The organism is Microbacterium sp. G2-16M, from assembly GCF_055809115.1.
In genome coordinates this window covers 3279023-3299999 of record NZ_CM147897.1, presented here as the reverse complement: position 1 = coordinate 3299999, position 20977 = coordinate 3279023, and the positions used below count along the sequence as shown (strand labels likewise).

The window sequence follows — 20977 nt, the reverse complement described above, 5'->3', positions numbered from 1 at the left end:
GGGACAGAACCTAGCGCACGACGACCTCCAACTGAACCTTTCAGATGAATTCGCCCTGAACGGACTGAACAGCGTCAGCGGGCGTAGCGCAGGAACACGAACCCGTCGTCGTCGCGCAGGATGCTGCGCAGCCCGAGGGCGCGGTCGCCTTCCGCGGCGCCCTGCGCGATCCGTCCCGCTCTGCCGCCGACCACGCGCGGGGCGAGGGTCAGACACAGCTCGTCCACGACATCCGCCTCCAGCAGCGACCCGAACAGATGCGGCCCGCCCTCGCTGAGGATCTGCGGCATCCCCCGGTCGGCCAGCGCCGCGACCATCAGCGACAGGTCCACCGTCGCGTCGCCGCACACGATCACATCGGCGACCTCGGCGAGCGCTTCGCGCCGTGCCGTCGGCGACGCCGCCCGGGTGATGACGAGCGGGCGGGCGGATGCCTCGGTGAACACGGCGGCGGCCGGTGACAGGTCCAGCCGCCCGCTGACGATCGCCAGGCGGGGCACCGGCGACAGTCCGTGCGCACGCCGCCACGCGGCATCCTCCGGCTGCGGGGCCACCCCGCCGTAGCCCTCGACGCGCACGGTGCCGGCGCCCACGAGGACGACGTCGGCCATCGCCCGCAGCACCTCCATCAGCGCACGGTCGGTCTGGCCGCCCAGCGGCCCGCTGCGTCCGTCCAGCGTCACGGCGCCGTCCGCACTGGACACGAAGTTCATCCGCACCCGCGGCGTGGCGCGGTCATCGAGCGCGTAGCCGGCGAACAGCTCGCCGCGGGTGGGTGTCATGCGTTCCCCTCGGGCTTGGTGTTGTGCAGTTCGTACACCGGCTCGCGCCAGCCCAGGATCGCCTCGACCATGCGCAGCGCGTCGACGGTCTCGACGACATTGTGCGCGCGCACGATCCGTGCACCCTGCAGGACGCAGAAGACCGCGGTCGCCAGCGACCCGGGCAGGCGCTGGTGTCGCTCGCGTCCGAGCGCCTCGCCGACGAAGTCCTTGTTCGATGCGGCCACGAGCATCGGCAGCCCGATGTCGGCGAGCTCGCCCAGGCGCCGCGTGAGTTCGAGCGACTGCCGGGTGTTCTTGTTCAGGTCGTGACCGGGGTCGACGATGATCCGCTCCCGCGGCACGCCGTGGCCCACGGCGAGGTCGACACGCGCGCGCAGGAACTCCCCGACCTCGGCGACCACGTCCTGGTAGTGCGGCAGCGGCAGCTGGGTGCGGGGAGCGGCCAGGCTGTGCGCCACCACGAGGGTCGCGTCCGAGTCGGCCACGACATCCGCCATGGCCGGATCATGCACTCCGGTGGTGTCGTTGATCACGGCGGCTCCGGCGGCGATCGCCGCCTTCGCGACCGCGGGCTGGAAGGTGTCCACGCTCACCGCCCCCAGCGGCGACAGCGCGCGCACGACCGGGAGGACCCGCCGCAGCTCGTCCTCCACCGGCAGCGCCGGCCCCGGTGCGAATTTCACTCCACCCACGTCCACCAGCGCCGCGCCGGCGGCGAACGCCGCGGCGCCCGAAGCGACCGCGGCATCCAGCGCGAACGTGGCACCCTTGTCGTAGAACGAGTCCGGCGTCCGGTTGACGATCGCCATCACGGCCGTCTGCCGCGAGAAGTCGATGTCGCGTCCGCCGATGCGGCGCACCGGATGCTCCAGCCGGGGCATCACGAGGGCGTCCGGTCTCACGCGGTGACCAGACCGTCGAGGGGGGCCTGCGCGTCGGCCAGGGCGTCCAGGTCCACATCCCGACCGGAGCGGATGAGCTCCTGCACGGTCTCGTTCACGTCCCACACGTTCACGTTCATGCCGCCGACGACCCGCCGCCCCTGCGCCCAGAACGCGATGAACTCGCGTGCGTCCACGTCGCCGCGGATCACCATCTGCGCGTCCTTCATCAGCGGCGGGTAGCCGCTGAGCTCCATGCCCAGGTCGTACTGATCGGTGTAGAAGTACGGGATCATGTCGTGCACGGCATCCTGCCCCAGCATGACCTTGGCGGCGACCGGGCCGGCGTTCAGCGCGTTCGCCCAGTGCTCGCTGCGCAGCCGCTGCTTCAGCAGCGGGTGCATCGCGTTGGCGACGTCGCCGGCGGCGAGCACGTCGGCGGCGCTGGTGCGCAGCGACGCATCGGTGAGGATGCCGTGGTCCACGTCGATGCCCGCGGCCTCGGCCAGCTGCGTGTTCGGGATGGCCCCGACGCCGATCAGCACGAGGTCGGCGGGCACCGTCTCGCCGTCCACGACGACACCGGTCGCCCGGTCGGTGCCCTCGATCCGCTCGACGTTCACGGAGGTGCGCAGGTCGACGCCGTGCTCCTCGTGCAGTGTGCGGAACACGTTCCCCATCTGGTCGCCCAGGGCGACGGCCAGCGGAACGGGATCGCGCTCCAGGATCGTGACCTCATTGCCGAGCTGGCGGGCGGTCGCGGCGACCTCCATCCCGATCCAGCCGGACCCGATGAGCACCAGCCGCTTGCCGCCGCCGGACAGCTGCGCCTTCAGCGCCTCGGAGTCGTCGAGCCGGCGCAGCATGTGCACCCCGTCCAGGTCGTGGCCGGGGATCGGCAGCGCGCGCGGGAACGAGCCGGTCGCCAGCAGCAGCTTGTCGTAGCCGAGGGTCGTGCCGTCCGACAGCGTGACCTCGTGCGCTGCGGGATCGAACGCGGTCACCGCGGTGGAGACGCGCACGTCGACCCGCTGCTCGCGGTACCAGTCGTCGGGATGCAGGATGACGGCATCCCGCCCCTCGTCGCCCTTCAGGAACCCCTTGGACAGCGGCGGGCGCTGGTACGGCGTGTGCGGCTCGTCGGCGATCACCACGATCTCGCCGTCGTACCCCTCGGTGCGCAGCGTCTCCGCCGCCGTGCCGGCGGCCAGACCGCCCCCGACGATGACCATGCGTGTCATGGCGTTCCCCTCTCGTTCCTGTCTCGTGTCCGATGTCTCTTGTCGTGTCAGCGCGCGCGGGCAAAGCGCGCCCGCAGGACCTCATCGTCGCGCAGCGCACCGCGGAAAGCACTCGTGGTCGTCGTCGCGCCGGTGGCGCGCACGCCGCGCAGCGACATGCACAGGTGCTCGGCCTCGAGCACGACCCCGACGCCGCGGGGCTCCAGCATCCGCTCGAGATGCTCGGCGATCTGGGCGGTCAGCGCCTCCTGCACCTGCAGGTCGCGGGCGAACAGCTCGACGACGCGGGCGAGCTTGGACAGCCCCACGATCCGGTCGCCGGGCAGATAGCCGACGTGGGCGACGCCGCGGAAGGGCAGCAGGTGATGCTCGCACAGCGAGGTGAACGGGATGTCGCGGACCAGCACGAGCTCGTCGTACCCGTCTTCGTTCGGGAACGTCGTCAGCGCGAACGGCCGCGGCTCGATCAGCTCGCGCAGTCCGGCGACCACCCGGCGCGGGGTCTCGGCCAGGTGCGGGTCGGCGACATCGCGGCCCAGCGCCCGCAGCAGCGCAGCGACCGCCCGCTCGGCGGCGACCACGTCGACGCGGGGTTGGTCGTCCTCGACGGCCTCGAGCGGGGTCACGGCTGCGGATGACGTCTGGATTCCGATGGACATGCCCTTGCCGGCCCCTTCCGGCGCCGGCCGGATGTCGGTGCCCGAGTCCGACGCTAGCCCCGACGAATTCTTTTGTCAAGAATCACATTTTTAGAGTACGATGGGGCCCATGAGTGTTCTCTCCGGGAATCGGGCGGACGCACTGGGTGCGCTCGGGGATCCGATGCGCCGCCGCGTGTACGACGTCGTGGCCCGCGCGCACGACGCGGTGGGGCGGGATGCCGCGGCTGCAGCCGCCGGCATCCCCCGATCCACCGTGGCCTTCCACCTCGACCGCCTGGTCGAGGCGGGTCTGCTCACGGTCGAGTACCGTCGCCTGTCCGGCCGCAGCGGGCCCGGGGCCGGGCGGCCCGCGAAGCTGTATCGCGCGGTGGCGGGCGAGCTGGTGGGGTCGATCCCCGAGCGGCACTACGAAGTGGCCGGCGATCTGCTGGCCTCGGCCGCAGAGCGGGCCGACCGGGAGGGCGTCCCGATGCGCGACGCGGTCACCGCGCAGGCGCACGAGCTGGGCGCGCAGCTCGGCCACGACGCCGGCACCGTCGAAGGCGCCCTGACCTCCTGCGGCTACGCCCCCGAACCGGACGGCCAGGGCGGTCTGATGCTCGGCAACTGCCCCTTCCACGTGCTCGCGGCACGGCACACGGACCTGATCTGCGGGGCGAATCTGGCCCTCGTGCAGGGCATCGTGGGCGCCGTCGACGACCCGCGCACCCCCCATCTGATCCCCCGCGACGGGCATTGCTGCGTCGAAGTCCGCGCCGCGCAGGCCGAACCGGATGGTGGCGCCGTGCGCGAACCTCCCACACGATCAGAGCCCGGGTCACCATAATGGGCACATGACCGCACCGCGCATCCTTGTCGTCGACGACGAACCGAACATCCGCGATCTGCTGATCACGAGCCTGAGATTCGCAGGCTTCCAGGTGCGCGCCGTCACCAACGGCGCGCAGACCATCTCCGCCGTGCTCGAGGAAGAACCCGACCTCATCGTCCTCGACGTGATGCTGCCGGACATGAACGGCTTCAGCGTCACCAAGCGCCTCCGCGGCGCCGGCTACACCGCGCCGATCCTGTTCCTGACCGCCAAGGACGAGACCGAGGACAAGATCGAAGGGCTCAACGCGGGCGGCGACGACTACGTCACCAAGCCGTTCAGCCTCGACGAGATCGTGGCTCGCATCCAGGCCATCCTGCGCCGCACGATGCAGACCGACGAGGAGTCGGTGATCCGCGCCGGCGAGCTGACGATGGACCAGGACACGCACGACGTGTTCGTCGGCGACGCGCAGATCGAGCTGAGCCCGACCGAGTTCAAGCTGCTGCGCTACCTGATGCTGAACCCGAACCGGGTGCTGAGCAAGGCGCAGATCCTCGACCACGTGTGGGAGTACGACTTCAACGGCGATGCCGGGATCGTGGAGAGCTACATCTCCTACCTGCGCCGCAAGATCGACCCGCACTCCTCCGAGTCGCTGATCCAGACCAAGCGCGGCTTCGGATACATGCTCAAGGCCGGCAAGCCCGCGTGACGCGGGCCGTCCCCGGGAGCGCGCCCTGACGACTCCGCAGCCCGACGCCGTCACCGGATGGTGGCGCGGACTGAGCCTGCGCGCCAAGGTCACCGGCGTCACCGTCGCGGTGCTGGCCATCGGCCTGTTCGTCTCCGGGACGGGGACGATGATCTTCCTGCGCAACGCCCTGGATGCCAACCTCGACGCCCAGGTGCAGCAGCTGGCCGGCACCGACATCGCCAAGGGCGTCTTCGACATCACCGTCGCCGGCGACGACGTCACGTTCACGCCGAACAAGTCCGCGCCGGTGGACTACTCCGCATCCGGCTATTTCGTCGCGGTCTACGACGCCGAGGGGACGATGCTGGCCTCGGCGGGGCCGAACACCGAGAACACGCCGAAATTCCCCGCGTCCATGACCACGCAGGAGACCGCCATCCGCGGCTCGCGGCCGTTCGACGTGGCCGGCACCGCGGGCGTGGGCTTCCGCGCGAGCGTCACTCCCTTCCAGGTGAACTCCCGCGCCGAGTTCTACACGCAGCTGGTCGCGCTGCCCACGTCATCCGTCAGCCGCATCATCGGCACGTTCCTGGGCATCTACAGCATCCTGGCCGTCCTGACCATCCTGATCGGCGCGCTGGTGACCCGCGGCGTGGTCACCCTCGCCTTCCGGAGCCTGAGCCAGGTCGAGACCACCGCCATGTCGATCGCCGCCGGCGATTTCAGCCAGCGGATGACCAAGATCGAGCCCGAGCACACCGAGGTCGGGCGGTTGAAGATCGCCATCAACGCGATGCTGGCACGCCTGGATGCCGCGCTCGGTCAGCGGGATTCGGCCGTCCGTCAGATGCGCCGGTTCGTGGGCGACGCGAGCCATGAGCTGCGCACCCCGCTGGTCACCGTGCGCGGATACGCGGAGCTGTACCGGATGGGCGCGATCCGCAGCGACGAGGACGTGGCCACCGCGTTCGAGCGGATCGAGAAGGAAGCCATCCGGATGGGGGCCCTGGTGGAGAACCTCCTCGCCCTGACCCGGCTGGACGAGCAGCGCGAACAGGTGCCGATCGTCCCGGTCGACCTTCGTCCGATCGCCCGGGACGCCGCACTCGACCTGCGTGCGGCATCCCCCCGCCGTCAGGTGTCGATCAACGACACCACCTCACCGGTCGCGGCCGACGAGCTCCCGGCGCTGCAGCTGCCGACCGCTCCCGTCCCGACCGGGCCGCGACGGCGGCCGCCGGCGCGGATCCCCGGGCCTCGCGGCCTGCTGCGCCGCCGTCCTCGCCCCGCGGCCGAGGACGCGACACCCGAGCCGACCGACCTGGTGGGCACGGCGACCGGGCCGGTGCCGTTGCGGGCCGAACCCATCGTGCTGGGCGAGGAGAACCGCATCCGCCAGGTGGTGGCCAACATCCTCGCCAACGCCCGCCGCTACACCGCCGACGACTCCCCCATCGATCTCGCCGTGGGCGTGGATGCCGCGGCCGGCACCGGCTGGATCGCGATCGCCGACCACGGCGAGGGGATCCCCCCGCAGATCCGCGACCAGATCTTCCAGCGGTTCTGGCGCGCCGACACCTCGCGCACGCGCGAGACCGGCGGCTCGGGCCTCGGCCTGTCGATCGTCGCCTCGATCGTGGACGTGCTGCACGGCTCGGTGTCGGTCAGCGACACCCCCGGCGGCGGCGCGACGTTCCGGGTCGCGTTCCCGCTCGCGCACGGCTGGGATGCCGCGGACCATCTGGGGATCGAGACGCAGCCGCTGGAGCGGCTGGACGACGAGTCCCGATAGGGCGCGGCACCGCTTCCTCCCCAGGCAGGGGCGGCGGGCGGGTTCTCCACGGATCTTGGACCCCCGCATCCGGGCACGGCGACGGCGGCCTAGCGTGGACGCACCCCAGGAGAGGAGCCCATCCATGGCCATCTATTCCGTCGACAGCGACGCGGTGCTGTCCACCACCACTGCGGTGCGCGGCACGATCGACCGACTGCAGAGCGAGACGCACGCGATGCTCGCCCAGCTGACGCAGCTGCAGTCGACCTGGACCGGCACGGCCTCGACCGCGTTCGCCTCGATCGTGGATCAGTGGCGTGCCACGCAGCGACAGGTGGAAGAGAGCCTGGCCGCGATCAACGGCGCGCTCACCGCGGCCGGGCAGCAGTATGCCGAAGCCGAGCAGTTCAGCGCCGGACTGTTCCGGTAGACGACGAACGGCCCCTCCTCGCGGAGGGGCCGTTCGTCGTGGTCGGACTTAGAAGTCCATGCCGCCGGTCGGGTCGGCCGGAGCGGCCGAGGCCTTCTCCGGCTTGTCCGCGACGACCGCCTCGGTGGTCAGGAACAGGCCCGCGATGGATGCCGCGTTCTGCAGCGCCGAGCGGGTGACCTTCGTCGGGTCGATGATGCCCTGTGCGAACAGGTCACCGTACTCGCCGGTGGCCGCGTTCAGGCCGTGGCCGGCCGGCAGCGACGCCACCTTGTGTGCGACGACACCGGGCTCGAGACCGGCGTTCAGCGCGATCTGCTTCAGCGGCGCCTCGATCGCGACCCGGACGATGTTCGCCCCGGTCGCCTCGTCGCCGACGAGCTCGAGTGCCTCGAACGCGAGGGCACCGGCCTGGATGAGCGCGACGCCGCCACCGGCGACCACACCCTCCTCGACGGCGGCCTTCGCGTTGCGGACGGCGTCCTCGATGCGGTGCTTGCGCTCCTTGAGCTCGACCTCGGTGGCCGCGCCCGCCTTGATGACGGCCACGCCGCCGGCGAGCTTGGCCAGACGCTCCTGCAGCTTCTCCCGGTCGTAGTCGCTGTCGGTGTTCTCGATCTCGCGACGGATCTGGGTGACGCGACCCTCGATCTGCTCGGACTCGCCGGCACCCTCGACGATCGTGGTCTCGTCCTTGGTGACGATGACCTTGCGGGCACGGCCGAGCAGGTCGAGCGTGGTGTTCTCCAGCTTCAGGCCCACCTCTTCGGTGATGACCTGGCCGCCGGTGAGGATCGCGATGTCCTGCAGCTGCGCCTTGCGACGGTCGCCGAAGCCGGGGGCCTTGACGGCGACCGACTTGAAGATGCCGCGGATCTTGTTCAGCACCAGGGTCGCCAGGGCTTCGCCCTCGACGTCCTCGGCGATGATGACGAGCTCCTTGCCGTCCTGGATCACCTTGTCGACGACGGGCAGAAGATCCTTGATGTTGCCGATCTTCTGGTTCGCGATGAGGATGTACGGGTCCTCGAAGACCGCCTCCTGGCGGTCGGGGTCCGTGACGAAGTAGGGGTTGATGTAGCCCTTGTCGAAGCGCATGCCCTCGGTGAGCTCGAGCTCGGTGCCGAAGGTCTGGGACTCCTCGACGGTGACCACGCCCTCCTTGCCGACCTTGTCGATCGCCTCGGCGATCAGGTCGCCGATGGTGCTGTCGGCCGCGGAGATCGACGCGGTGGCCGCGATCTGCTCCTTGGACTCAACCTCCTTCGCGGAGGCGTGCAACTGCTCGATGACGGCGGCGACGGCCTTCTCGATGCCCTTCTTCAGGGAGATCGGGTCGGCGCCGGCGGCGACGTTGCGCAGGCCTTCACGCACGAGCGCCTGAGCGAGGACCGTGGCGGTGGTCGTGCCGTCACCGGCGACGTCGTCGGTCTTCTTGGCGACCTCCTTGACGAGCTCCGCGCCGATCTTCTCGTACGGGTCGTCGAGTTCGATCTCCTTGGCGATCGAGACGCCGTCGTTCGTGATGGTGGGGGCACCCCACTTCTTCTCGAGCACGACATTGCGACCGCGAGGGCCCAGTGTCACCTTGACGGCGTCGGCCAGCGTGTTCAGGCCGCGCTCGAGACCGCGACGGGCCTCTTCGTCGAAAGCGATGATCTTTGCCATGTTTTTGTCGTCCCTCCCGGACGTTGGCTGACGGTCTTTAGCACTCGTCAATCGTGAGTGCTAACGCCATTCTGGCACTCGACCCCATCGAGTGCAAGCTGTGACGGCGTACTACGGGGTGCTCGTCGGCGAGGGGGATGCGACGCGGTCCGTGCCCAGCACCAGGATCAGCTGCTGCGCCTGCGGATCGCCGGTCGCCTGATACTTGTCGCTCTGCACGACCGCCGCACCGCCCACGACTTCCGCCAGTCCCGCCGCCGCCGCAGCATCCTCGGGCAGGACGTAATACACCGTCGTGGTCGGGTACGTCGAGCCCGCCTCGCCCGGCGAGACGCTGCCGGCCGCCCACCCGGCGTGCACGACGGCGTTCTTCGCGGTCGTTGCCTGGCCGGCCACGCCGGTCGCGTTCAGGATCAGGATGCTGTAGCCCGTGTCCACGACCGGGGTCACCGACGGCGTGGGGGCGGCGGTCGGTGCCGTGGTCGCGCCGGGACCGAGCCGGCCGGTGGCGAGCATCGTGCCGAAGACGCCGAGCGCGATCAGCACGATGGTGGCGATGGCCGCCCAGGCGATCACCGCCCCGGCGTGCAGGCGAGGGTTCTCCGCGCGGTGCGCGCCGACCCGCCCCGCATCCGCGGGCAGATCGTCGAAGCTGTCCCGCGGGTAGGTCGATCTCGGCACCCCCCGATGCTACCCGGCGCGGCTCTGCGCGCCGCCGGGCCGCGCTCAGGTTCGCGTCGAGGCGGCATCGGCCGCCCGGCGCACGCTCGCGTTCAGCGGTCGCCGGAGGCCCGAGCCAGACGCGCGCGGGCCCGGTCGTCGCGGATGCGCTGCAGGCGCTTGACCAGCATCGGGTCGTGCTCGAGCGCGTCGGCGCGCTCGATCAGACGGGACAGCAGCTGGTAGTAGCGGGCCGGGGCGAGGTCGAGCTCCGCGCGGATCGCCTCTTCCTTGGCGCCGATGTGGCGCGTCCAGTGGGACTCGAAGTCGAGGATGGCGAGGTCGCGGTCGTCCAGAGGCACGATGCCAGGCTATGGCGCGTCGCCGGGATCGACGGGATGCCACTCCCACTCGGCCCCGATCGGGCGCACCGTCCCACCCAGCGGGTCGGCCGCCGCGATGACGACGCCGTCGACGGCGACCGCGAACGCCCCGTTCGGCCAGTCGCGCGGCTCCGGCGCGGGATGCCATCTGCCCGCGACGCCGGTGTGCAGACCGGGGGCGTCCAGGGTGATCCACACCCCGGTGCGGCGTGCGGCGGCCGCGATCTGCTCCCGACCGGCTCGGGGCACATGGGCGAGCACGCCGGGGGTGGTCACGACGAGCGTGGCGCCGGTCGGCGCCTGGGCCGCCAGCGCAGGCAGCAGGTCCGCGGCATCCCCCTTCTGCAGCAGCGGGGGGTCGGCGGCCACGACATCCAGGGCCGCTCGGATCCGCTGCTCGCGCTCCTGCTCCCCGGGCCAGACCAGACCGGTGATCCACGCCCGGTCGTCCGGATCGCGGGCATCGCGCGGCCTCAGATCGATGCCGGCGCGCCAGACGATCTCGGGCAGGCGCAGCGCAGGCGCCTCCCCCATCCATCGGGTGTGCAGCGTCACCGGGCTCGGCCCGTCCGCCGGATCGAGAGCCTGCATCGCTCCGTGGTCGGGGTGCACGCGATAGGAATAGCGATCCGGGTAGAGGCACAGGCCGGCGCTGGCCCCGACCTCCAGCAGCGCGATGGGCCCGTCTATCCGGCTCAGCGCCGGCAGCAGCGCCGCACATCGCAGCGGCTCGTTGGTCTGCACGCCCCGGTCCTCGCACGTCGCGATGAGCGCCTCGGCGTTCACGTGCAGCCACGCCGCCCAGCCGGGATAGTCGGACAGCCCGGACCCCAGCATCCGCGCCACCGCGAACACGAGCGGCGGCTGACGATGCTGCGGACTGATCCGCGCGAGCACGGCCGCCGTCGCGGGGTCGGATGCCACACCCGACGCCCACTGCGCGTACAGCGGCGAGCGCCCCGGCGCCTCGTCCCGGGCGAAGCGCGCGTAGCGCTCCCGCACGGCGGCGACATCCACGGCGGAACGGTCGGGCATCGCCCCATTCTCGCCCACCGGGATGATCGCCGGCAGAACCGCGACACAGCGCCCGATCGTCGGGTTGAATAGAGGGGCAGGAGGATCGCGATGACCTACATCATGAACAAGACCGACGAGCAGTGGCGGGCCGAGCTCGACCCGGAGCAGTACGCGGTGCTGCGAGAGGCAGCCACCGAGCGGCCGTGGACCGGCGAGCTGCTGGACGAGCATCGCGCCGGGCTGTACACGTGCGCGGCGTGCGGGGCCGAGCTGTTCCGCAGCGGCACCAAGTTCGAATCGCACTGCGGCTGGCCGAGCTTCTACGAATCCGTCCGTCCCGAGGCCGTCGAACTGCTCGAGGACGAGACCCTGGGGATGCAGCGCACCGAGGTGCGCTGTGCGAACTGCGGCTCGCACCTGGGGCACGTCTTCCCCGACGGATTCGGCACGCCGACCGGTGACCGCTACTGCATGAACTCGATCTCGCTGTCGTTCACGCCCGAAGAGTCCGAGTGAGCGCATTCGACGCGGTCCGGGCGCGCCGGTCCTTCTCGAAGGTGACGGATGCCGCGCCCTCCCACGACGAGCTGCTGCCGCTGGTCGCCGCCGCCGGCCGCGCCGCCGACCATTCGTCGCTGCGTCCGTGGCGGCTGATCGAGCTGCGCGGCGCCGATCGGGAACGCCTGGGCCGGGCGATGAACAAGGCGGACGGAGAGAAGGGCGCCTCCGCGAAGCCGCTGCGCGCGCCGCTGCTGATCGCGGTCGTGGTCAGCTACCGGCCGAGCGAGAAGGTGCCGCGCTGGGAGCAGGCGGCCGCGGCCGCCGGTGTCGCGCACACCCTGAGCCTGCTGCTGGACGACGCCGGCTGGGGCGTGATCTGGCGCACCGGACGGTGGACCCGCACCGAGCCAGTGGCCAAGGCGCACGGACTGCGAGCGAACGAGAACCTCCTGGGATGGCTGTACGTCGGCGGGCGACCCGAGGGCAAGGCCGCCGGCCCCCGGAAGGACCTGGACGCCGAGCGGTATCTGACCCCGATGCCCGACCCCCGCTGAGCCACGCCGCCCCGCCCGCCGGACGCATGCCGCGGCAGCCCGACCGGTCAGGCCCCGCTTAGGATCGATGGATCGACGCGAGATGGCCGGTCGGAAGGGAGATGCGGGATGGTCCAGACGTCGCTCCGACCCCTGGAGCTCGACGATGTTCCGGAACTCACTGAGCTCCTTCGGCAGAACCGCGAACATCTTCAGCCGTGGGAGCAGCGCAGAAGCGACGACTTCTTCACCGCGGCCGAGCAGGAGCGGCGTGCTCGACTCGCACGCGACGAGATGGATGCCGGAACCTCGGTGCCATTCCTGATCATCGCCGGACGCGAGATCCTCGGACGTCTGACCTTGAGCGGCGTCGTGCGGGGTGCGCTCCAGTCCTGCGCGGTCGGCTACTGGGTCCGGGCGGATCGTCTGGGCTGCGGGCACGCGACGCGGGCGGTGAACCTCGGTGTGGCGTATGCGTTCGGGCAGCTCGGGCTGCATCGGATCCAGGCCGAGACCGTCCCCGAGAACACCGCCTCGCAGAAGGTGCTGCAGCGGAACGGCTTCACCCAGTACGGGTTGGCGCCGCGATACCTCAAGATCGACGGACAGTGGCGCGACCACGTCATGTTTCAATTGCTCCGTGATGACGCGGCGTAGCGAGGACGCATGAACGCGGAGCCGTTGGTGGCCCATCACGACGGCGTGCGGCTCGCCGGCAGCCTCTGGCATCCGGAGCGGAAGGCCCGGGCGCTCGTCCTCATGTACCCGGGCTCGGGCCCGAGCGATCGCGACAACGATGTGCTCTTCCCGCCCATCCGGGCGGCGCTGCTCGATGCGGGCGCCGCGGTGTGCTCCTTCGACAAGCGCGGGGTGGGCGGATCGTCCGGCGACTGGCTGGACGCCGACATCCCCCTGCAGGCGGCGGATCTGGCCGCCGGCCTGGCCGCAGCGCGGGAGGTCGTCCGAGACCTGCCCACGGGACTGTTCGGCCACAGCCAGGGCGGCTGGGTGGTGCAGGAGGCGGCCGCGCAGGACGCCGTCGGCTTCGTGATCACGAACTCGGGGCCGGCCGTCGGTCCGCGCGAGCAGGAGACCTATTCGACGGCGCAGACGCTGCGGCTGCGCGGCTGGCGCGACCACGCGGCGCGGGAGGGGCTCCGCACCTTCACGCGGGTGATGGACCTGCTCGCGCTGCCGTTCGACATCGGGTGGCCGCGCGCCCGGGCCCTTCCCCTGATCGACGAGCTCGTCGCCGCCGGCGTCTTCGTCCCTGCCGATCCCGACCTGTGGGCCTTCGCCGCACGCGTGATGCCCCACGATCCGCAGGGCGCCCTCCGCACGATGGACGTCCCGCTGCTCGCGCTGTTCGGCGAAGATGACGACGTCGTCCCGGTCGCACGCAGTGCCGCGATCCTCCGGACGGTGGTGCGTCCGGACCTCCTCGACCTGCATGTGCTCCCCCGCGGCGATCACCGGCTCCAGCACGGCGAGGACTTCGTCCCCGATTACCTCGAGACGCTCACGCGATTCGTCGTGGCGCAGATGGATGCCGCGGGCTGACCCCTCCGTCACAGAAGGCACGTCTGCGCCACTGCAGCGGCGCCCGAACGACGACGCAGAGCGTCGGGAATCACGGTGCCGGCTACAGGACTTGAACCTGCAACCCCCTAATTACAAGTTAGGTGCGCTACCAATTGCGCCAAGCCGGCGGACCGACCAAGTCTAGCCGGGCCGACTCACTTGCCCGAGGTGGACGACGGCGACGGCGTGCTCGTCGCACCGGGTGTCGCGGTCGGGGTCGGCGAACTGGGCGTGTAGTACGCGTCGCTGGAGAGGGTGAGCACGAACTGCGCGAATTCCTTCGGGTCGTCCAGAGCGCCCGCGTACGGCGTTCCGTTCACGAGGATCATGGGCGTGCCGGTGAGGGCGACACCCTTGGTGTCGGGGATTCCCGCGAGCGCCCGCTCGGTGGCCGACTTCGCCCAGGTCGCGTAGTCCTGACCCTCGATGCAGTCCCGGACGACCTTGGGCTGGGTGGCCCCGGAGGCGATCGCGAGGTCGGCGAGCTGCTCGTCGGTCAGGCCGTCGGTGCCCTGCTCGGGCTGGTGCGAGAGCAGCGCATTGTTGAACGCGTAGTACGAATCGGGCGAATGAGTCGCGACGCAGGCCGACGCACTCGCGGCGCGCAGCGAGTACTTGGTGCCGTTGGACTTGGCCGACAGCATCGCCACCGGGTAATAGCTCAGGGTCGCAGCATCCTGGCTCACCCAGCGGGTGAGCTGCTGGGCGTTCGCGATCTGGAACTGCTTGGCCCCGGGGGCGAAGTAGTCCACATAGATGCGGATGTCGACGGCGCCGGGCGTGGTGGCCGACGGCGAGGGCTTCGGGCTGGCACTTGCGCCGGATGCCGCGGCGGTGGATGTCGGCGACGAGGTCGGGGCGGGGCTGGAGTCGATCGACTGACCCGTGCCTTCCACGGCGACCCCGCGGACGCTGGTGATGGCGAAGCCGTCATCCACGACGTTGGCCGGGGACATGTCGGGGCGGGTCGTCTGGGACGCGACGGCCATGGTCACGCCGACCGCGACCACACCGACGACCGCGACCGCGCCGACGGCGAGTGCGGTACGGCGGATGACGCGGCCCCGTCGCTGTCGTGCGTGCACCTGCTGCGCCTTCTCGCGCACGGCGCTGCGGCGACCGTTCGGATCGGGAACGTTCGGTGACTCATCGTTCGACATGGGACCTCTTGACACACTGCTGGCCGGACTCATCCGGGACGCCGCGCGGGTACCGCGACAGATTCGATGCTAACCAGGCAGCCTGGGAAATACCCAGAGAGCGGCATCTGGCATACTGAGGAAGCGCCCACTGTCGGGTGCAGGGCCTCTGGGTCCATTCCCATCACAACGGATCGTCCGGCACGTACCTGCCGGTGAAGGAGAAGAAGCAATGGCGTCCGTCACGTTCGACAACGCAACCCGCCTGTATCCCGGAGGCACCCGCCCCGCGGTCGACAAGCTGAACCTCGAGGTCGCCGACGGCGAGTTCCTGGTGCTGGTCGGTCCGTCCGGCTGCGGAAAGTCCACCTCGCTGCGCATGCTCGCCGGTCTGGAAGAGGTCAACTCCGGCCGCATCCTCATCGGCGACCGCGACGTCACCGACGTCCCGCCGAAGGACCGCGACATCGCGATGGTGTTCCAGAACTACGCGCTGTACCCGCACATGACCGTCGCCGAGAACATGGGCTTCGCCCTGAAGATCGCCGGCGTGAAGAAGGAGGAGCGGGCCGCGCGCGTGCTCGAGGCCGCGAAGCTCCTCGACCTCGAGGAGTACCTCGCCCGCAAGCCGAAGGCGCTCTCCGGCGGCCAGCGTCAGCGCGTCGCCATGGGCCGCGCGATCGTCCGCCAGCCGCAGGTGTTCCTCATGGACGAGCCGCTGTCGAACCTCGACGCGAAGCTGCGCGTGCAGACCCGCACCCAGATCGCGTCGCTGCAGCGTCGCCTCGGCGTCACCACCGTGTACGTCACGCACGACCAGACCGAGGCGCTGACGATGGGCGACCGCATCGCGGTGCTCAAGGACGGCATCCTGCAGCAGGTCGGAACGCCCCGCGACCTGTACGAGCAGCCGAACAACGTGTTCGTCGCCGGCTTCATCGGCTCGCCCGCCATGAACCTGTTCCCGGTCGACCTCGCCGAAGGCGGAGTCACGTTCGGGAACACGGTCGTGCCGGTCGAGGCATCCACCCTCACCAAGGCCACGGGTGCCCAGGTCACCGTGGGCGTGCGCCCCGAGGACATCCAGGTCGGCCCCGCCGGCGGGCAGGGCCTGTCGATCACGGTCGACCTGGTCGAGGAGCTCGGCGCCGACGGCTACCTCTACGGCCACTCCGAGATCGACGGCAAGCGCACCGACATCGTCGCCCGCGTCGACGGCCGCCAGCACCCGAACGCCGGCGAGACCGTCGTGCTGACCCCGATCCACGATCACGTGCACGTGTTCGACATCGAGACCGGCGAGCGGCTCACCGAGAAGGCGATCGCGTCCGCGTAATCCCGGCATCCATGCGGCGCGGGTTCGGTTCTCCGACCCGCGCCGCGTCGTATTCCGGCCGCATCCCGGTATTCCGGCAGCATCCCGGAGGAGCATCGTGAGCGAGGCACTGTCCATCACCGCCCGCGCGGTGGATCCCGGCCTGCTCGCGCTGCCCTGGTCGACCGGGCTGGGCGACTGGTCCAGCCGCGAGATCGTCTACCTGCCCAAGGGCATCTCGCGCCACCTGGTGCGGTTCGCGAACCTGTCCGGCAACGTGGTCGCCATCAAGGAGACCACCGAGGAGATGGCCCAGCGCGAGTACGACCTGCTGGGCAGCCTCGCCCGACTGGACGTCCCGTGCGTGGAGCGGGTCGCCGTGATCGCCGGACGGACGGATGCCGCCGGCAAGCATCTGCCGGCGGCCCTGGTCACCGCGCACCTTCGCTTCTCGCTCCCCTACCGGGCGCTGTTCACCCAGGTGCTGCGCCCCGACACCGCCGGCCGGCTCGTGGACGCGCTGGCCGTGCTCCTGGTCCGACTGCACAACATCGGCTTCTTCTGGGGCGACGTGTCGCTGTCGAACACCCTCTTCCGGCGGGATGCCGGCGCCTTCGCCGCCTATCTGGTGGATGCCGAGACCGGCGAGCTGCATGAGGGCGGTCTGACCGCCGGCCAGCGCGAGCACGACCTGCAGGTGGCGCACACGAACATCGCCGGCGAGATCCTCGACCTCGCCGCCGGCGGCCGGCTGGAGGGCGGGGTGGATGCGGTCGCGATCGCCGATGGGATCGTGTCGGCGTACCGGTCGCTGTGGGCGGCGCTCACCGACACCGAGTCGTTCGCCGCGAACGAGTCCTGGCGGATCACCCAGCGGGTGCAGCGGCTCAATGCGCTCGGATTCGACATCGACGAGATGTCGATCACGACGGCTCCGGACGGCACCCGGGTCTCGATCCAGCCGAAGGTGGTGGATGCCGGGCACCATCAGCGTCGCCTGCTGCGCTTGACCGGGCTGGACGTGGAGGAGAACCAGGCACGGCGGCTGCTGAACGATCTCGACGAGTACCGGGCGCGCGCCGAGCGCGGCGACGAGGACGAGGAGATGCTCGCGCACGAGTGGGTGACGCGCGTGTTCGAGCCGATCGTGCGGGCCATCCCGTTCGAGCTGCGCGCCAAGCTCGAACCGGCCGAGGTGTTCCATCAGGTGCTCGAGCACCGCTGGTACATGTCCCAGGCGCGGGGTGTCTCGATCCCGCTGGCCGAGGTGCTGACCGGCTACATCGAGGACGTGCTGCGCCACCGCCGTGATGAGGCCACCGTCATGGGGCCGGCCACCGAGACGATGACCCTGCCGATCGCGCTGTCCGCGGCATCCGACGACGAGGACGAGGACGTGGTCGACTGGCGCGACCTGGTCTGAGTGGCGGGGTGCCCGCTGCGCCGGCCGCCGCGCGCTCCCGGGTCGCCTCTGCCGCCGCGGGCGCGTCGCTCCCGCCCGGCTCCCGGGTCGCCCCCTGCCGCCGCCTGCGCACCGCTGCGCTGCCTGTGCCGCGCCGCGCCGCCTGAGCCGCGCCGCCGCGACTGCACATCAAACTCGCGACTGCACATCAAACCCGGCCCAGGATGATGTGCAGTCGGCCAAATCGTACGATTTCGAGTCAGTAGCCGACGGTGAAGCGGGAGCGGTGGTGGGCGGGGGCCTCGATCTCGTCGACGACCGCGATCGCGAAGTCCGCGCCCGAGATGAAGGACTTGCCGTCCGCGTCCTCGACCACGACCTCGCCGCCGTCGCGGTAGCGACCCGTGCGCTCGCCCGGCACCCACGCCCCGAACTCCTTCGGCGGGTGCACGAAGAACCAGTCCAGTCCGTCGTCCGTGGCCTCGAGCAGATCGAGCGAGTCGACGCCGACCTTGGGCTCGTTGCCGAACTCGGGCGGGACGCCCAGGTCGTACAGGCGCGGGCCGCCGGGCGCGGCGAGGCTGCCCATGGCGCCGCCGATCACCCCGAGGCGGGTCGGGGTTCCGCTCAGCTTCGCCTCCAATGCGCGCAGCGCATCCAGCACCTTGTCGGTCATGTCGCCGCGCGGCGAGATCGCCGAGACCACGGCATCCGCCCCGTCGAGGACGCCGTCCAGCGCGTCGAGATCGAGCACGGAGCCCTGCACGTACGTCACGCCGTCGACCGGCGCCTCCGCTGCGCTGCGCGAGATCGAGACGACGTCATGTCCGCGCGATGCGGCCTCAGCGACGATGTGACCTCCGGCGTAGCCGGTTCCTCCGATGACGACGATGCGTGCCATTGCTGTTCCTCTCCGCTGACGGTGCGCGGCGCCGAGCCGGCACCCCACCACCATCCAACACCGCCCCGACCGGGCTATTCCGGCCTTCCGCCCGATGGGAGTCGTGCGGGCTCAGGCGCCAGGCGCCTGCGCGGCATCGGCGGCGCGCATGGTGGCCACCTGGTACAGCGCGACCGACGTCGCGATCCCCGCGTTCAGCGACTCGGTGGCCGCCGAGATCGGGATCGACACGATCTGGTCGCAGGTCTCGGTGACCAGGCGTGACAGCCCCTTGCCCTCCGAGCCGCACACGATGATGACCGGGCGGTCGGCCAGGGTCAGCTCGGGCAGCGACACGTCCCCGCCGCCGTCCAGACCCAGGACGAACACGCCCTGCTTCTTGAACTCCTTCAGCGTCGAGGTGAGGTTCGCCGCCAGCGCGACCGGGAGGCGCGCGGCGGCGCCGGCGCTCGTCTTCCACGCGGCCGAGTTCACACTCGCCGAGCGTCGCTGCGGCAGGATCACCCCGTGCGCGCCGAACGCGGCCGCGGAGCGGATGATCGCTCCCAGGTTCCGCGGATCGGTGATCCCGTCCAACGCCACCAGCAGCGGCGTCTCACCGTCGGCGAGCGCCTCCTCGAGCACGTCCTGCGGATGCGCATACTCGTACGGCGGCACCTTCAGCGCGATGCCCTGGTGCACGCCCCCGATGCCGGCCATCCGGTCCAGCTCCGGTCGGGTGACCTCCAGCACCGGAATCTCGCGGTGCGACGCGATGGAGAGCATCTCCTTGACCCGATCGTCCATCTCCACGCGCTGCGCGATGTACAGCGCGATGGCCGGGATGCGGGTGCGCAGCGCCTCCAGCACCGAGTTGCGTCCGGTCACCGTCTCGGTGTCGTCGGCGGACGTCCCCCGCGACGCGCGGTTCGGGTTGGAGCCCTGCTGCGTCCTGCCCCCGGGCCGTCCCTTGCCGCCCGAGGCGGCATAGCGCTCCTGCGCCGCCTTGCGCTTGCCGGCGACGTGCCAGCTGCGGTCCTCGGCCTTCGGGGTGGGCCCCTTCCCCTCGAGCGCCTTGCGCCCGTGGCCGCCGGTGCCCTTGGTGGGCCCCTTCTTCTTGCTGTTGCCCCGCCCGGATCCCTGCGGCTTAGCCATTCTGCACACTCCAATGGGTCCCGGAGGACCCGTCCTCGAGGGCGATGCCGGCCGCCGCGATCGCGTCGCGGATGCGGTCGGCCGCGGCCCAGTCCTTGTCCCTGCGCGCCTGTGCGCGCTGGTCGATCATGGTCTGCACGAGGGCGTCGAGGGCGGATGCCTCGGGCCCGGCGCTCTGCTGCCGCCAGTGCGGATCGAGCGGGTTGATGCCCAGAATGCCGGTCATCGCGATCACGGCGTCGAACGCCGCACCCGCAGCATCCGCGTCGCCGGCGTCGAGCGCGGCGTTTCCGGCGCGGACGGTCTCGTGCACGACCGCCAGCGCCTGCGGCACCCCCAGGTCGTCGTCCATCGCGGCGGCGAACGACGCGGGCGTCTCGGTGCCATGCGCGAGCCGCCCGTTCTCGCCGCGTTCACGGAGCACTCGCTCCAGGAACGTGCGGATGCGGTCGAGGGCGGCCTCGGCCTCGTCCAGACTGCGGTCGGACACGTCCAGGCTGGATCGATAGTGCGCGGCGGCCAGCGCGTAGCGGACTACGAGCGGTTCGCGCCGGTCGAGCAGGTCGGCGGCGAGGACGAAGTTGCCCAGCGATTTGGACATCTTCTGCCCGTCGACGGTGACCAGTCCGTTGTGCACCCAGTAGCGCGCGAAGCCGTCGCCGGCGGCGGTGGACTGGGCCAGCTCGTTCTCGTGGTGCGGGAACCGCAGGTCGAGCCCTCCGCCGTGGATGTCGAAGTCGCGGCCGAGGTAGCGGCGGGCCATCGCCGAGCACTCGATGTGCCAGCCCGGGCGCCCGGGTCCCCAGGGCGCGTCCCAGGTCGCGGTGGGCGGCTCACCGGGTTTGGCGCCCTTCCACAGGGCGAAGTCGTGCGGGTCGCGCTTGCCGCGCGGGTCGGCGTCCCCCGCCGGTTCCATCGCGTCCAGCGCCTGATGCGTAAGGCTGCCGTAGTCCGGCCACGACCGCACGTCGAAGTACACGTCCCCGGAGTCGTCGGCGGCCGGGTACGCGTGCCCGCGCTCGATCAGCGTGCCGATCAGCTCCACCATCTGCGGGATGTGCCCGGTGGCCCGGGGCTCATACGTCGGAGGGCGGATGCCGATGGCGGCATATGCCGCGGTGAACTCGCGCTCGATCCGGTACGCCAGCGCCCACCACGGCTCGACGTCGGTCGCGTTGGCGACCACCTTGTCGTCGATGTCGGTCACGTTGCGCACCACCGTGACCCGGCCGAAGCGGTGCTCCAGCCAGCGGGTGAGGATGTCGAAGCTCAGCGCCCCGCGCAGGTGCCCGATGTGCGGGCCGGACTGCACGGTGGGGCCGCAGACGTAGACGGTGACCTCGTCCGGGCGCAGCGGCACGAACGCGCGCAGCGTCTGCGCCGCGGTGTCATGGAGCCGGAGAGTCACCCGTCAAGACTACCGGCGGCATCCTCCGCACGAGATGCGCGTTGCACGCGCGCT

General features: G+C 70.9%; 22 protein-coding genes and 1 tRNA gene. 10 read left to right on the top strand and 13 right to left on the bottom strand.

Annotated elements, in window-relative coordinates; genetic code table 11:
- Window positions 1-74: 74 nt before the first annotated feature.
- From AC0L6F_RS15570 to folE, 4 genes are read right to left on the bottom strand one after another with little or no spacing between them, the layout of a single operon-like run.
- Window positions 75-782, bottom strand: coding sequence for a pyrimidine reductase family protein (locus AC0L6F_RS15570; protein WP_473538572.1), 708 nt, complete (start codon window positions 780-782; stop codon window positions 75-77).
- Window positions 779-1666: a dihydropteroate synthase gene (gene folP / locus AC0L6F_RS15565; RefSeq protein WP_473540019.1), complete on the bottom strand. Its 888-nt coding sequence runs from the start codon at window positions 1664-1666 to the stop codon at window positions 779-781. Before folP ends, AC0L6F_RS15570 begins: the two co-directional genes overlap by 4 nt.
- Window positions 1667-1683: 17 nt before the next feature.
- On the bottom strand, window positions 1684-2907 hold the full coding sequence (locus AC0L6F_RS15560; protein ID WP_473538571.1) for an NAD(P)/FAD-dependent oxidoreductase: 1224 nt from the start codon (window positions 2905-2907) through the stop codon (window positions 1684-1686).
- 47 nt (window positions 2908-2954) lie between these two features.
- Window positions 2955-3566 (bottom strand): GTP cyclohydrolase I FolE, encoded by a 612-nt coding sequence (folE, locus tag AC0L6F_RS15555; protein WP_473538570.1) that lies wholly within the window; start codon window positions 3564-3566, stop codon window positions 2955-2957.
- Window positions 3567-3675: 109 nt separating this feature from the next.
- Between folE and AC0L6F_RS15550 the strand changes: the two genes are divergently transcribed.
- The 4 genes from AC0L6F_RS15550 (at window position 3676) to AC0L6F_RS15535 (ending at window position 7281) form a co-directional block, all read left to right on the top strand.
- Window positions 3676-4395, top strand: coding sequence for a helix-turn-helix transcriptional regulator (locus AC0L6F_RS15550; protein ID WP_473538569.1), 720 nt, complete (start codon window positions 3676-3678; stop codon window positions 4393-4395).
- A gap of 7 nt (window positions 4396-4402) precedes the next feature.
- On the top strand, window positions 4403-5095 hold the full coding sequence (locus AC0L6F_RS15545; RefSeq protein WP_259611552.1) for a response regulator transcription factor: 693 nt from the start codon (window positions 4403-4405) through the stop codon (window positions 5093-5095).
- Window positions 5096-5243: 148 nt separating this feature from the next.
- Complete coding sequence (locus AC0L6F_RS15540; RefSeq protein WP_473540018.1) at window positions 5244-6869, top strand: sensor histidine kinase; 1626 nt, start codon at window positions 5244-5246, stop codon at window positions 6867-6869.
- A 124-nt stretch (window positions 6870-6993) separates the two neighbouring features.
- Window positions 6994-7281: a WXG100 family type VII secretion target gene (locus tag AC0L6F_RS15535; protein WP_259613356.1), complete on the top strand. Its 288-nt coding sequence runs from the start codon at window positions 6994-6996 to the stop codon at window positions 7279-7281.
- 48 nt (window positions 7282-7329) lie between these two features.
- On the opposite strand, the gene groL is transcribed toward AC0L6F_RS15535, so the two are convergent.
- From groL to AC0L6F_RS15515, 4 genes are all read right to left on the bottom strand, one after another.
- Window positions 7330-8949: a chaperonin GroEL gene (gene groL, locus AC0L6F_RS15530; RefSeq protein ID WP_274637449.1), complete on the bottom strand. Its 1620-nt coding sequence runs from the start codon at window positions 8947-8949 to the stop codon at window positions 7330-7332.
- A 111-nt stretch (window positions 8950-9060) separates the two neighbouring features.
- Window positions 9061-9630, bottom strand: a complete 570-nt coding sequence (locus AC0L6F_RS15525; RefSeq protein WP_473538566.1) for a LytR C-terminal domain-containing protein — start codon at window positions 9628-9630, stop codon at window positions 9061-9063.
- 92 nt (window positions 9631-9722) lie between these two features.
- A complete protein-coding gene (locus tag AC0L6F_RS15520; protein ID WP_259611550.1) occupies window positions 9723-9971 on the bottom strand; it encodes a DUF3263 domain-containing protein in 249 nt (82 codons plus the stop codon).
- A 9-nt stretch (window positions 9972-9980) separates the two neighbouring features.
- Window positions 9981-11027, bottom strand: a complete 1047-nt coding sequence (locus AC0L6F_RS15515) for a DUF2332 family protein (protein WP_473538565.1) — start codon at window positions 11025-11027, stop codon at window positions 9981-9983.
- Window positions 11028-11117: 90 nt separating this feature from the next.
- On the opposite strand from AC0L6F_RS15515, the gene msrB reads away from it, so the two are divergent.
- The 4 genes from msrB to AC0L6F_RS15495 all read left to right on the top strand — a co-directional run bounded on the left by msrB (window position 11118) and on the right by AC0L6F_RS15495 (window position 13603).
- A complete protein-coding gene (gene msrB / locus AC0L6F_RS15510) occupies window positions 11118-11525 on the top strand; it encodes a peptide-methionine (R)-S-oxide reductase MsrB (protein WP_473538564.1) in 408 nt (135 codons plus the stop codon).
- Window positions 11522-12064 carry a nitroreductase family protein gene (locus AC0L6F_RS15505; RefSeq protein ID WP_259611549.1) on the top strand — a complete coding sequence of 181 codons (543 nt, stop codon included), beginning with the start codon at window positions 11522-11524 and terminating at the stop codon, window positions 12062-12064. Before msrB ends, AC0L6F_RS15505 begins: the two co-directional genes overlap by 4 nt.
- 108 nt (window positions 12065-12172) lie before the next feature.
- Window positions 12173-12700, top strand: a complete 528-nt coding sequence (locus AC0L6F_RS15500; protein WP_473538562.1) for a GNAT family N-acetyltransferase — start codon at window positions 12173-12175, stop codon at window positions 12698-12700.
- Between the two features lie 9 nt (window positions 12701-12709).
- The gene (locus AC0L6F_RS15495; RefSeq protein ID WP_473538561.1) at window positions 12710-13603 is read left to right on the top strand and encodes an alpha/beta hydrolase; all 894 of its coding nucleotides are present in this window, start codon (window positions 12710-12712) and stop codon (window positions 13601-13603) included.
- A gap of 76 nt (window positions 13604-13679) precedes the next feature.
- Here AC0L6F_RS15495 and AC0L6F_RS15490 read toward each other — a convergent pair.
- A tRNA-Thr gene (locus AC0L6F_RS15490) sits at window positions 13680-13752 on the bottom strand.
- 27 nt (window positions 13753-13779) lie between these two features.
- Complete coding sequence (locus AC0L6F_RS15485; protein WP_473538559.1) at window positions 13780-14784, bottom strand: DsbA family protein; 1005 nt, start codon at window positions 14782-14784, stop codon at window positions 13780-13782.
- 211 nt (window positions 14785-14995) lie between these two features.
- Here AC0L6F_RS15485 and AC0L6F_RS15480 point away from each other — a divergent pair, with 211 nt between their 5' ends.
- On the top strand, window positions 14996-16099 hold the full coding sequence (locus AC0L6F_RS15480) for an ABC transporter ATP-binding protein (RefSeq protein WP_473538558.1): 1104 nt from the start codon (window positions 14996-14998) through the stop codon (window positions 16097-16099).
- A gap of 97 nt (window positions 16100-16196) precedes the next feature.
- The gene (locus AC0L6F_RS15475) at window positions 16197-17501 is read left to right on the top strand and encodes a DUF4032 domain-containing protein (RefSeq protein WP_473538557.1); all 1305 of its coding nucleotides are present in this window, start codon (window positions 16197-16199) and stop codon (window positions 17499-17501) included.
- A 238-nt stretch (window positions 17502-17739) separates the two neighbouring features.
- Here the strand turns inward: AC0L6F_RS15475 and AC0L6F_RS15470 are convergent, their stop codons facing one another.
- The 3 genes from AC0L6F_RS15470 to cysS all read right to left on the bottom strand — a co-directional run bounded on the left by AC0L6F_RS15470 (window position 17740) and on the right by cysS (window position 20923).
- Window positions 17740-18381: an NAD(P)-dependent oxidoreductase gene (locus AC0L6F_RS15470; protein ID WP_473538556.1), complete on the bottom strand. Its 642-nt coding sequence runs from the start codon at window positions 18379-18381 to the stop codon at window positions 17740-17742.
- 111 nt (window positions 18382-18492) lie between these two features.
- The gene (gene rlmB / locus AC0L6F_RS15465) at window positions 18493-19515 is read right to left on the bottom strand and encodes a 23S rRNA (guanosine(2251)-2'-O)-methyltransferase RlmB (RefSeq protein ID WP_473538555.1); all 1023 of its coding nucleotides are present in this window, start codon (window positions 19513-19515) and stop codon (window positions 18493-18495) included.
- Window positions 19508-20923: a cysteine--tRNA ligase gene (gene cysS, locus AC0L6F_RS15460; RefSeq protein ID WP_473538553.1), complete on the bottom strand. Its 1416-nt coding sequence runs from the start codon at window positions 20921-20923 to the stop codon at window positions 19508-19510. Before cysS ends, rlmB begins: the two co-directional genes overlap by 8 nt.
- Window positions 20924-20977: the final 54 nt, after the last annotated feature.